This window comes from Pseudomonas sp. Irchel 3F6 (assembly GCF_900187595.1).
In the GTDB taxonomy this organism is placed as follows: domain Bacteria; phylum Pseudomonadota; class Gammaproteobacteria; order Pseudomonadales; family Pseudomonadaceae; genus Aquipseudomonas; species Aquipseudomonas siliginis.
In genome coordinates, this window is record NZ_FYDP01000004.1 from 117,752 (window position 1) to 130,026 (window position 12,275).

At 60.4% G+C, this 12,275-nt stretch carries 11 protein-coding genes; all 11 read left to right on the forward strand.

All coding sequences use genetic code 11. From position 1 onward, the window contains the following. Nucleotides 1-2 precede the first annotated feature (2 nt). On the forward strand, nucleotides 3-509 hold the full coding sequence (locus CKW30_RS15025; protein WP_056790890.1) for a PAAR domain-containing protein: 507 nt from the start codon (nucleotides 3-5) through the stop codon (nucleotides 507-509). Nucleotides 510-513: 4 nt separating this feature from the next. Beyond that, nucleotides 514-1,365: a hypothetical protein gene (locus tag CKW30_RS15030; protein WP_095181221.1), complete on the forward strand. Its 852-nt coding sequence runs from the start codon at nucleotides 514-516 to the stop codon at nucleotides 1,363-1,365. Beyond that, nucleotides 1,362-1,739 (forward strand): hypothetical protein, encoded by a 378-nt coding sequence (locus CKW30_RS15035; RefSeq protein ID WP_056790885.1) that lies wholly within the window; start codon nucleotides 1,362-1,364, stop codon nucleotides 1,737-1,739. The genes CKW30_RS15030 and CKW30_RS15035 overlap by 4 nt, the downstream gene beginning before the upstream one ends. A gap of 79 nt (nucleotides 1,740-1,818) precedes the next feature. Next, on the forward strand, nucleotides 1,819-3,606 hold the full coding sequence (gene tssF, locus CKW30_RS15040) for a type VI secretion system baseplate subunit TssF (protein ID WP_056790882.1): 1,788 nt from the start codon (nucleotides 1,819-1,821) through the stop codon (nucleotides 3,604-3,606). Further along, nucleotides 3,570-4,577, forward strand: a complete 1,008-nt coding sequence (gene tssG, locus CKW30_RS15045; protein WP_095181222.1) for a type VI secretion system baseplate subunit TssG — start codon at nucleotides 3,570-3,572, stop codon at nucleotides 4,575-4,577. The genes tssF and tssG overlap by 37 nt, the downstream gene beginning before the upstream one ends. 11 nt (nucleotides 4,578-4,588) lie before the next feature. Continuing rightward, the gene (tssH, locus tag CKW30_RS15050) at nucleotides 4,589-7,246 is read left to right on the forward strand and encodes a type VI secretion system ATPase TssH (protein ID WP_041476615.1); all 2,658 of its coding nucleotides are present in this window, start codon (nucleotides 4,589-4,591) and stop codon (nucleotides 7,244-7,246) included. 10 nt (nucleotides 7,247-7,256) lie between these two features. Next, the gene (locus tag CKW30_RS15055; protein ID WP_056790872.1) at nucleotides 7,257-8,777 is read left to right on the forward strand and encodes a sigma-54-dependent Fis family transcriptional regulator; all 1,521 of its coding nucleotides are present in this window, start codon (nucleotides 7,257-7,259) and stop codon (nucleotides 8,775-8,777) included. A 297-nt stretch (nucleotides 8,778-9,074) separates the two neighbouring features. Then, nucleotides 9,075-9,215 (forward strand): hypothetical protein, encoded by a 141-nt coding sequence (locus CKW30_RS15060; RefSeq protein ID WP_003229566.1) that lies wholly within the window; start codon nucleotides 9,075-9,077, stop codon nucleotides 9,213-9,215. Between the two features lie 18 nt (nucleotides 9,216-9,233). After that, nucleotides 9,234-10,430: a type VI secretion system-associated FHA domain protein TagH gene (gene tagH, locus CKW30_RS15065; RefSeq protein WP_016772508.1), complete on the forward strand. Its 1,197-nt coding sequence runs from the start codon at nucleotides 9,234-9,236 to the stop codon at nucleotides 10,428-10,430. A 5-nt stretch (nucleotides 10,431-10,435) separates the two neighbouring features. After that, on the forward strand, nucleotides 10,436-10,936 hold the full coding sequence (tssJ, locus tag CKW30_RS15070) for a type VI secretion system lipoprotein TssJ (protein ID WP_016772509.1): 501 nt from the start codon (nucleotides 10,436-10,438) through the stop codon (nucleotides 10,934-10,936). Nucleotides 10,937-10,938: 2 nt separating this feature from the next. After that, the gene (gene tssK, locus CKW30_RS15075; RefSeq protein ID WP_016772510.1) at nucleotides 10,939-12,270 is read left to right on the forward strand and encodes a type VI secretion system baseplate subunit TssK; all 1,332 of its coding nucleotides are present in this window, start codon (nucleotides 10,939-10,941) and stop codon (nucleotides 12,268-12,270) included. The last annotated feature ends 5 nt before the right edge of the window (nucleotides 12,271-12,275 follow it).

Here is a 12,275-nt window from a genome sequence, read left to right on the forward strand (position 1 = left end):
CGATGTCTGGCAAACCCGCAGCACGCGTATCCGACCCCACCGCTTGCCCGCTCCCCGGCCACGGCACCAACCCGATCGCCGCCGGTTCCGGCGACGTGTTCTTCGACGGCCTCGCGGCCGCCCGCCAAGGCGATGCCTCGGCGTGTGGTGGTGCGCTGTCGGGCGGCTTGGCGACCACTGTTCTGATCAACGGCAAACCGGCTGCGACAGTAGGTTCGGTTGGATCTCACGGCAACAAGGTCACGGCTGGGTCCGGGACGGTGATTATTGGCAATTCGCATACGCCAGCGCCGTTTGTGCCGCCAGAGCCTGTTGTTATTCCCGGAGTCTTTAACCGTGTTTTTTCCTTCCATGCAGCGGATGGACAGCCCGTCGAGAACTTGAATTACAGAATGGTTTCTGAGAGTGGATTAGAAAAAGCAGGACGTTCATCGGCGGCCGGTGGCACGGGATGTTTCTCGACGGGTAAACAAGGCGAGATGGTTACCATCTACGTGTCGGCGGAGTAAGCACGTGGAAACCTCTATTGTTATCGATGGCATCGCACATATTTTCGAGACCTCCGATGGTAAAACGGAGTTGAAAATTGAAGGCGAAACTACGCCTAGCGAGGATAAAGAGCCGAAAAAGCTTCCTTTGCCAAGTATGTGGCTGATAACTAGAGGCAATGGCGTGCCTCTCTTCGCGGTAAAGCCGAATGCGACAGATGCACAGTTCAGAATCATGACGGCCGAAAAACTGTATGCGGAAGCCATTCAGTGGTTTGAGCCGTTAGCTGATAATTATCGGGAAAAATCTTGGATAAATCCCGAGTCCAAAGTCGCTGGCACCGATGCATACAATGCATATAAACAATTTACTTGGGCGGAAATTGCCAAGTTTGCAGCTGTTGACAGAATGTCGATTAGCTTCGCCGCTAAAATGCCGGGTGATTGGAAAAACAGTCCGGAGGGCGGTTCTGGATTCTTGTTGGTCATGATCGAGGGCGAACCTTACTGGGCTGACGGTGTAGGGCAAATACCATTCGCTACCGATACATACCGGTTATATCTGGAGGAAACCAAGTCCGTGGAAACGGCTATCAAGAAAACCGTTGAAACCGGCATGGAGTATGGCGATGGTCTTCCTATATTTCCGAAGGAGGACAAAACCAATGAATACGATAACTACATGGTGCTGCGCGGTGCTTTGTGGGCCTCCGAGAACTTTGATCTACGTACGGAAACGGTAAAAGTATTTGTGGGGCGAATGGGCTATCGCGAGAAAGTAATTACGAGCACGGTTTATCTCGGCGTTTCCGACCAGAAGTTGAAAAGCTTCATTACGCAGGGCTCTGTAGATACGTACGGAGAGTGGAAGAGATGATGACGAGAATAGCTGGGAGCTTGCTCGTCCATTTTTTTACCTGCGTAATTTACGTCGTTGTTAATTACTATGGTGTTTCTCTCTATAAATTTTTATTCGGCGGGTTAACGTCCCGTGGTGCTTCCATTGGAATTGCCATGTATATGGTTTTTTACTTATTCATTTTTGTTAATTTGCTCGTTGCTGTAATTCCGAATCGACGTTTTAAGTTGTGTGTTGTGTTTTTTATGGTGGCCTTGATATTGGTTTATCTGCTGCCGCTTTATCCCGTTCGAGCGTTGGCCTATATCGTTCTAACAGGCGGACTTACTACGCTGGCGATATTGGTGGCCGGCAAGTTTGAAAGGTTTTTGTTGGCCCGGGGTGCGAAATGATTTTTTTCGTTTTCCGCTATTAGTGCTTTTGGTCGATTAATTTTTCAAATCAAACGAATCAATACCCAGGCAGCCAGAAATGTCCTTTAACCACTACTACCAAAGCGAACTCACCGCACTGCGCCAGCTCGGTCGCCGTTTCGCCGAGCGTAGTCCGGCGCTGGCGCCGTATCTGGGGCAGGCCGGGCGGGATCCGGATGTAGAGCGGTTGCTCGAAGGCTTTGCATTCCTCACCGGGCGCCTGCGCCAGAAGCTCGATGACGAACTGCCGGAGCTCAGCCATTCGCTGATGCAGTTGCTGTGGCCGAACTACATGCGCCCGCTGCCGGCGTTCAGCATTTTGCAGTTTGATCCGCTCAAGCGTTCCGGCCCGGCGCTGCTGGTTGAGCGCGATACGCCGATCGAGAGCAAGCCGATAGAAGACGTGCGCTGCCGCTTCCGCACCTGCTATCCGACCGAAGTCTTGCCGCTGGATCTTGCCGCGCTGAATTACTCGGTGAAGGGCGACGGTTCGCTGCTCAGCCTGCGTCTGGAAATGAGCGCCGACGGCCACCTCGGCGAACTGGAACTGAGCAAGCTGCGCCTGCACTTTGCCGGTGAGCGTTACATCAGCCAGATGCTGTATCTGAGCCTGCTGCGCAACCTCGAAGGCATCGAGCTGATCCCGCTCGACGCCGCCGGCAAGCCGATTGATGGCGTCAGCGGCAAACCGATGGCGTTCAAGATTCCCGGTGATCGGGTCAAACCAGTGGGCTTTGCCGAAGAAGAAGCGTTGATTCCGTATCCGCTGAACACCTTCCGTGGCTATCGCTACCTGCAGGAATATTTCGCCTTCCAGGACAAGTTCCTGTTCGTCGACGTCAACGGTCTGGACATTCTCAAGGCGCTGCCGGAAGACACGCTCAAGCAGATGCGTGGTCTCGAACTGCGCTTCGACATCCGCAAGAGCGGCATCATGCGCATGCGTCCGACCCTCGATAACGTGAAGCTGTTCTGCACGCCGATCGTCAATCTGTTCGAGCACGACGCGCTGCCGATCCGTCTCGATGGCAAGCAGGACGAGTACCTGTTGCTGCCGGCGGAATACGACCTGGAAAACTGCGGTGTGTTCTCGGTGGAAACCGTCACTGGCTGGAAGCCCGGCGGTCTCGGTTATCAGGAATACGTGCCGTTCGAGTCCTTCGAGCACGACCCGAGTTTCGACGTGCCCAACAGCCGTCCGCATTACAGCATTCGCCAGCGTTCGTCCTTATTGCATGACGGCCTCGACACTTACCTGAGCTTCGGCATCCGCCACACCGAAGCCCACGAAACCCTGTCGATCGAGCTGATGTGCACCAACCAGAACCTGCCGAAAAAGCTCAAGCTCGGCGACATCTGCATGGCCAGCGAGCAGACCCCGGAATTCCTCAGTTTCCGCAACATCACCCCGGCCACTCCGAGTTTCGCGCCGCCGCTGAACCGTGACTTCCTGTGGAAGCTGATCAGCAACATGTCGCTTAACTATCTGTCGCTGGCGGACGTCAATGCGTTGAAGGTGATTCTGGAAACCTACGACCTGCCGCGCTACTACGACCAGCACGCGGAGAAGGTCAGCAAGCGCCTGCTGGGCGGCCTCAAGCACATCAAGCATCACCACGTCGACCGACTGCATCGCGGTCTGCCGGTACGCGGCTTGCGCACCGAACTGACCATCGACCCGGAAGGCTATATCGGCGAAGGCGACCTGTTCGTCTTCGCTTCGGTTCTCAACGAGTTTTTCGCGCTTTACGCCAGTCTCAATTCATTCCATGAGCTGCGGGTAAAAAGCACACAGGGAGAGGTGTACCAATGGACACCACGTATGGGCCTGCAGCCCCTGCTTTAAGCGGGCTGACCAAGGTAATACGCGAGTACTCGCTGTTTCAGGCCGTGCTGCTGGTGATCGACCGGCTGCGCGAGGCACACCCGCATCTGAGCGAAGACGATCTGTACGACCAGGTCGAGTTCCAGGCCAACCCGAGCCTGGGCTTTCCGCGCAGCGACGTCGATCGCGTCGAGTTTTTCGAAGAACACGGCAAGATGCGCGCGCGCATGCGCTTCAACCTGATCGGCCTGGTCGGCTCTGGTTCGCCGCTGCCGGCGTTCTATGGCGAACAAGCCCTGGGCGACAGCGAGGATGGCAACCCGACGCGCAATTTCCTCGACCTGTTCCACCATCGCCTGCAACGGCTGATGCTGCCGATCTGGCGCAAGTACCGCTACCGCGCGAGCTTCCAGAGCGGCGCGATCGATCCGTTCTCGGCGCAACTCTTTGCGCTGATCGGCCTGGGCGGCGACGAGATCCGCAAGGCCAAGGAACTCAACTGGAAACGCCTGCTGCCGTACCTCGGTTTGCTCAGCTTGCGGGCGCACTCGGCGGCGTTGATCGAAGCCGTGCTGCGTTACTACTTCAAGCACGAAGACCTGGTCATCGAGCAGTGCATCGAGCGCCGCGTGGAAATTCTCGAAGAGCAACGCAATCGTTTGGGCCGCGCCAACAGCGTACTCGGCGAAGACCTGGTGCTGGGTGAACACGTGCGCGACCGCAGCGGCAAATTCCGCATTCACATCACCGAACTCGACTGGCAGCGATTCCATGAATTCCTGCCGATCGGGTTCGGCTACCAGCCGCTCTGCGCGCTGGTGCGGTTCACCTTGCGTGACCCGCTCGATTACGACATTCGCCTGGTCCTGCGCCAGGAAGAAATCCGCGAACTGCGCATCGGTGAGCAGAACGCCTGTCGCCTCGGTTGGACCAGTTGGCTGGGCCGCGAAAAAGCGGACGGCGTGGTGACCCTGGGCAGCAAAATTCATTAAGGACGTGAGCCATGATCAACGTAGACCTGCAACAACTCATCCAGGCGCTGGACGCCGAAACCCGTCGTGATCTGGAACGTTCGGCCGAGCGTTGCGTCGCCCGTGGGGGGAGCAAGATTCTGGTCGAAGACTTGCTGCTGGGCTTGCTCGAGCGTCCGAACGGTTTGCTGTCGCGCGCGTTGCAAGATGCTGACGTCGACGCCGGTGAACTGACCGCTGCATTGCAGTCGCGGGTCGAACACAGCGCTTCGCGCAACCCGGTATTCGCTCCGGAACTGGTGCAATGGCTGCAAGACGCGCTGCTGGTGGCCAACCTCGAGCTGGGCCAGACCCAGGTCGAAGACGCCGCGCTGATCCTGGCGTTGCTGCGCAACCCGATGCGTTATGCCGGCAGCCGCTATCAACCGCTGCTTGCCAAACTGAACATTGATCGCCTGAAAGAATTTGCCCTGTCGCAACAGGAGCAACCGGCGGCCAACGGCAAACCGGCCGCACAGGGCGAATCGCTGTTGCAGCGCTTCACCCACAACCTGACCCAACAGGCCCGCGACGGCAAACTCGACCCGGTGCTCTGCCGCGATGGCGCGATCCGGCAGATGGTCGACATCCTCGCCCGTCGGCGCAAGAACAACCCGATCGTCGTCGGTGAGGCCGGTGTCGGTAAGACCGCCATCGTCGAAGGCCTCGCCTCGCGCATCGCTGCCGGTGAAGTGCCGCAGGTACTCAAAGGCGTTGAATTGCTGTCGCTGGACATGGGCCTGTTGCAGGCCGGCGCCAGCGTCAAAGGCGAATTCGAGCGTCGTTTGAAAGGCGTGATCGACGAGGTCAAAGCCTCGCCGAAACCGATCATTCTGTTCATCGACGAAGCCCACACGCTGATCGGCGCGGGCGGCAATGCCGGCGGTTCCGACGCGGCCAACCTGCTGAAACCGGCACTGGCCCGTGGCGAACTGCGCACCATCGCTGCCACCACCTGGGCCGAGTACAAGAAATACTTCGAGAAAGACCCGGCGCTGGCCCGTCGTTTCCAGCCTGTGCAGCTGCACGAACCGACTGTCAGCGAAGCGGTGACCATTCTGCGTGGTCTGGCTCAGGTCTACGAGAAGAGCCACGGCATCTACCTGCGCGATGACGCGGTGGTGTCCGCTGCTGAATTGTCTGCGCGTTACCTGGCCGGTCGGCAACTGCCGGACAAGGCTGTAGACGTCCTCGACACCGCGTGCGCCCGCGTGCGTATCAGCCTCGCTGCGGCCCCGGAAAGCCTCGAGCGCCTGCGTGGCGAACTGGCTGAAGGCGGCCGTCAGCGTCAGGCCCTGCGCCGCGATGCCGAGGCCGGTCTGCTGATCGACCACGAAGCGCTGGAAGCACTGGAAGCGCGGCTGGACGAAGCCGAAAGCGAGATGGTTGCGCTCGAGACCCTGTGGACTGAGCAGAAAGAGCTGGCCGAGCGTCTGCTGGAACTGCGTCAGCAACTGGCCAAGGCCCGCGAGGCTGCAGCTGTTGAGCCGACCGTCAGCGTGGAAGAAGACGCCGAAGGCACCGTGATTGAAACTCTGGTCGCCGAAGTCGAAGAAGGCCAAAGCGTCGAAGCGCTGGAAGCCCAATTGCATGAAACCCACGCCGCGTTGACGGCTGCGCAAGTCAAAGAACGCCTGGTCAGCTTCGAAGTCTGCCCGCGTCTGGTCGCCGAAGTGATCAGCGCCTGGACCGGTGTGCCGCTGGCGCAACTGGCCCGCGAGCACAACGCCAAGGTCGCCAGTTTCGCCACCGATCTGCGCACACGCATCCGTGGTCAGGAGCAAGCGGTGCACGCGCTGGATCGTTCGATGCGCGCGACCGCTGCCGGTCTGAACAAGCCTGATGCACCGGTCGGTGTGTTCCTGCTGGTCGGCCCGAGCGGCGTCGGCAAGACTGAAACCGCGCTGGCCCTGGCTGACCTGCTGTACGGCGGCGACCGCTTCATCACCACCATCAACATGTCCGAGTTCCAGGAAAAGCACACCGTCTCGCGCCTGATCGGTGCGCCACCGGGCTACGTCGGTTACGGCGAGGGCGGCATGCTCACCGAAGCCGTGCGCCAGAAGCCGTATTCGGTGGTGTTGCTCGATGAAGTCGAGAAGGCTGATCCGGACGTGCTCAACCTGTTCTACCAAATCTTCGACAAAGGCGTGGCCAACGACGGCGAAGGTCGCGAGATCGACTTCCGCAACACGTTGATCCTGATGACCTCGAACCTCGGTAGCGACAAGATTAGCGAACTCTGCGAAGACGGCGCGCGGCCGACCGCCGAAGTGCTCGAAGAAACCATTCGCCCGGTACTCAGCAAACACTTCAAACCGGCGCTGCTGGCGCGGATGAAAGTGGTGCCGTACTACCCGGTGGGCGGCCCGGTGCTGCGCGAGCTGATCGAGATCAAACTCGGCCGTCTCGGCGAGCGCCTGAACCGTCGTCAGTTGGAGTTCAGCTGGTGCCAGAACCTCGTCGATCACCTGTCCGAGCGCTGCACGCAAAGCGAAAGCGGCGCGCGCCTGATCGACCATCTGCTCGATCAACACGTGCTGCCGCTGGTGGCCGATCGTCTGCTTGATGCGATGGCGACCGGCGAGAGCCTCAAGCGTGTGCATGCCACGCTCGACGGCAACTCCAGCGTGACCTGCGAGTTCGTCTGAGGTGGGCGTGATGTTCACTCAGGTGCCGCAGCCACTGGTCTATGCCGAAGCGTTGCTGGCGCAGTTCGCCAGTCTGTCGCGGGCGGCGGACAGTGCTGCGCTGCTGGGTGAATTCGTCCGTGGCCTGGCCGAGCTGAGTGGCTGCGAACTGACGCAGCTGTATCTGCTCGACGCCACCCACACCTGCCTGGGGATGAACGCCGAGTGCCTCGACGGCGCGCTGCAACCGCGTCAGGCGGCGAGCCTGCCGGCGGATTACAACGGTGAACAACTGCTGCAATTTGCCCTGTGCCAGAACCGCGTGGTGTGCCTCGACGACCTGACCGGCAGCCTGCACGAAACCAGTTTTCTACCGGCGGCGAGCACACCGTGGCAGTCGCTGTTGTGCGTGCCGCTGGTCAATCAGCACAAGTCGGTCGAGGGCTTGTTGCTGTGTGCCAGCCGTCGGCGTACTGACTTGCAGGGTTTTGCCGATTCCCTCGGCCAGCTCGGCTCGTTCGTACTCGGCCAACTGCATCTGCTGCAACGCCTGCGTCAGCCAGCCGCCGAATCGGCCACCGCCACTCGCAGTGTGCCGAGCATCAGCGGCTACGGCCTGATCGGCAAAAGCGCGGCGATGCGCCAGACCTATTCGCTGATCAGCAAGATTCTTCACAGCCCGTACACCGTGCTGTTGCGTGGCGAGACCGGCACCGGCAAGGAGGTGGTGGCGCGGGCGATCCACGATTGCGGCCCGCGTCGCTCCCAGGCGTTCATCGTGCAGAACTGCGCGGCGTTCCCGGAAAACCTGCTGGAAAGCGAACTGTTCGGCTACCGCAAAGGCGCCTTCACCGGCGCCGATCGAGATCGCGCAGGGCTGTTCGACGCGGCCAATGGCGGCACGTTGCTGCTCGATGAAATCGGCGACATGCCGTTGTCGCTGCAAGCGAAGATTCTGCGTGTGTTGCAGGAAGGCGAGATTCGTCCGCTGGGTTCCAACGACACGCACAAGATCGACGTGCGCATCATCGCCGCGACGCACCGTGATCTGGCGGCGCTGGTCAGCGAAGGCAAGTTCCGCGAGGACTTGTACTACCGCCTCGCACAATTTCCGATCGAGCTGCCGGCCCTGCGTCAGCGCGAAGGCGACATCCTCGATCTGGCCCGGCATTTCGCCGAGAAGACCTGCACCTTTCTGCAGCGTGATCCGGTGCGCTGGTCGGATTCGGCGCTGGAGCATCTGTGCGGTTACACCTTCCCCGGCAACGTTCGCGAACTCAAGGCACTGGTCGAGCGCGCGGTGTTGCTCTGCGAGGGTGGCGAGTTGCTCGCCGAGCATTTTTCCCTGCGTCTGGAACCGATGCCCGAAGACAACAGCGGCCTGAATCTGCGCGAACGCCTGGAGCAAGTCGAGCGCACTTTGCTGCTTGATTGTCTGCGCAAGAACGACGGCAACCAGACCCTCGCGGCCCGCGAGCTGGGCCTGCCACGGCGCACGCTGCTGTACCGCCTCGGGCGCCTGAATATCAATTTGGGTGACTTTGATGGTTGAGCTACAGCACTTCTTCGAACCCAACACATACCCTGTGGCGAGGGGATTTATCCCCGTTCGGCTGCGCAGCAGTCGCAGTCCGGTACATACGGTTTCACTGAGAAATCGCGCTGGCAGGTTATGGGGGCGCTGCGCACTCCAACGGGGACAAGTCCCCTCGCCACGGGAGGTCGCCGTACCTCCAGGCTATGGCTCAAGGCCCCGATCTAGAGGCTTCGAGCCCACCCCAAAAACTTATTTCAGCGCCGCCCGCAAGGGTCGGCGCTTTGTGCTTTGTCTACACCTGGAGACCCTCTGATGTCTGTTCGTCACTGGCACGCTGTCCTGCTGACCCTCGTCGTTCTATGCGGCCTTGGCGGCTGTAGCGGCAATTACAAATTCAACGACAACGACTATCGCCCGTTGGGTGATCCGCAAGCGGTCAATCGCGGCAAGTGACCGCAAGGAGCATCAAACATGGAATTGGTTTTCGAAATGCTGAACACCAAGCAGTTCGTGCCCACCGAGCTGTGCCAGCGGACCTTCAAGCAGGCCGGCGGCGTGATCGGGCGCGGCGAGGACTGCGACTGGATCATCCCTGACCGCAAGCGGCACCTGTCCAATCATCACGCGATTGTCAGCTACCGCGAGGGCTCGTTCTTCCTCACCGACACCAGCAGCAACGGTGTCCAGGACGGCAGCAGCGGCGCACGCCTGCACAAGGGCGAACCGGTGCGCATCGAGCACGGCAGCACCTACATTCTCGGCGACTTCGAGATCCGTGCGCGGCTGGTCCGCGACCCGGCCACGTTCGACGGCGAAGTCGGCCGCCCGCGTGCCGCTGGCAGCATCATTCCGGACGACGCGTTCCTCGACCTCGACCCGCTCAATGCCCTCGAACAGCAAGAGCGCGTGTACTCGGAAATCGACGAGCTGCTGTCGCCTACCGCCAAGCCGGAAGACTCCCGTCAACGTGCCGACTACGCGCGCATCGACATGGAAAGCCTGATGGTCCCGGAGCTGATTGCCGCCCCGGTCGAACCTGAGCCGGCGCCTGCACCGAAAGCCGTCGAGCGTCAGAGCGAAGGTTTCTGGGAACACTTCGGCGCGGCGCTGGGCGTCGACGTCAAAGGCCTCAGCCACGACGAACGCGAAGCGCTGGCGCTGAACGCTGCGCGGCTGCTGCGCCAGAGCATCGGCGGTTTGCAGCAGAGCCTGCGCACCCGCTCCGAGCTGAAAAACGAACTGCGTCTGGCCCAGACCACCGTGCAGGGCACCAACAAGAACCCGCTGAAATTCGCCGTCGATCCGAGCGAAGCACTGCAGATTCTGTTGCAGCCAAGCAAGCCTGGCCATCTGCCCGCCGAGCAAGCGATCTCCCGTGCATTCCGTGATTTGCAGGCGCACCAAGTGGCACTGCTGACCGCCAGTCGCGCCGCTGTGCGTGGCACGCTGGAGCACTTCTCGCCGGAGCAACTGACCCTGCGTTTCGAGCGCGACAGCAAGCCGTTGATTGCAACATCGGGTGGGCGCTGGAGAGCGTTCGGCCGCTATCACCAGGCACTGCGTCAGGACGATGACTGGAGCGAGCGTCTGCTGGCCCGCGACTTCGCCCAGGCCTACGAAGAACAGATCCGCCTGATCTCCACCCTCCACACCGACCACCAAGGATGATGCGCATGTCTCGCCGCTCGACCGCTTTTTTCAAGACGCTGACTGCGCTCACCGTGCTGGTGCTGCTCGCCGGTTGCTCGTCGCTGTCGCCGTACTCGAAAGTGACCAAGATCAATCTGAAACTGACCGGCAGCGATCAGCTCAACCCGGACCTCAACGGGCGGCCGTCGCCGATCGTCGTGCGTCTGTTCGAACTCAAGCACCCGGTGACCTTCGAGAACGCTGATTTCTTCAGCCTCTACGAACGCGCCAAGGAATCCCTCAACCCGGATCTGGTGGCCAGCGAAGAACTCGAACTGCGCCCGGGTGAAACCGTGGAACTGAAACTCAGCGTGGAGGAGGGTAGCCGTTACGTGGGCATCCTCGCCGCTTATCGCGACCTGCCGGATACCCAGTGGCGCCACACCGTGCAGATCACTCCGCTGGAACTCACCGAGGCTGATCTGACCCTCGATCAGGCCGGTATCCGCAATACCCAACAAGTGCTCGCCAAGGCGGATGACTGATCATGAACACCCATAAAGTCATTTGGCAGGAAGGCATGCTGCTGCGACCGCAGCACTTCCAGCACAACGATCGTTACTACGATCACCAGATGAAAACCCGCACGCAATTGCTCGGTGGCTACACCTGGGGTTTTCTCAATCTGGAAATCGACTTGCAGTTCCTCAACATGGGCAAACTGGTGATCAGTGAAGCCTCGGGGATTCTGCCGGACGGCAGCCTGTTCGAACTCGGTGGCAACACTGAGCCGCTGGCGCTGGACGTGCCGCCGAACACCGGCAACACGCCGATCTATCTGGCGCTGCCGCTGGTCACTGGCAACCACATCGAGGCCCGGCGCCCGGAGCAATCCGACGTGCTCGCGCGCTACACCGCGTATGACGCCGAAGTCGCCGACTCCAATGCCGGCGACGATTCCGCCAGTCAGGTCAGCTGCGGTCGCCCGGATTTCAAACTGTTGCTCGGCGAGCAGCAGAGCGATCAGGCCTACGTGAAGCTGAAAATCTGCGACGTGCTCGACACCACGCCCGACGGCGTGATCAGCCTCGACCCGGATTTCGTCCCGACCTACATTCAGGCCCACGCCTCCAGCTATCTGCTGTCGTGCCTGAAAGAAGTCATCAGCATGCTCAGCCACCGTGGCGACACCATCGCCGAGCGGATTCGCTCCAACGGCAAGGTCGGCGGCGCTGAAGTCGGCGACTTCATGATGCTGCAACTGATCAACCGTACCGAACTGCTGCTGCGCCATTACCTCGGTCTTGAGCAGGTTCACCCGGAAGAGTTGTATCGCACGCTGCTGACCATGCTCGGCGATCTGGCGACCTTCTCCGGCGAGAGCAAACGCCCGCGTCTGGACAGCCGCTATTCCCACGCCGATCAGGGCGCGAGCTTTCGCAAACTGATGGAAGCGATCCGCCAAGTGCTGTCGATGGTGCTCGAACAGCACGCCATCGAACTGATCCTGCAGGCGCGTCAGTACGGCATCATCGTCTCGCCGCTGCACGATCACAAATTGCTCGGCTCGGCCTCGTTCGTGCTGGCAGCCAGTGCCAACTGCGACTCCGAAGAACTGCGTCAGCGCTTGCCGCAGCACCTCAAGGTCGGCCCGGTGGAGCGCATCCGCCAACTGGTCAACCTGCACTTGCCGGGGATCAAGGTCAAACCGTTGCCGGTGGCCCCACGGCAGATCGCGTTCCATTCGAACAAAACCTATTTCATCCTCGAACTCAGTTCCGAAGACCTGGCACAACTCGAGCGCTCCGGCGGTTTCGCGTTCCACGTGTCCGGCGAATTCGCCGAGCTTGAACTGAAATTCTGGGCCATCAGGAACTGACCGAC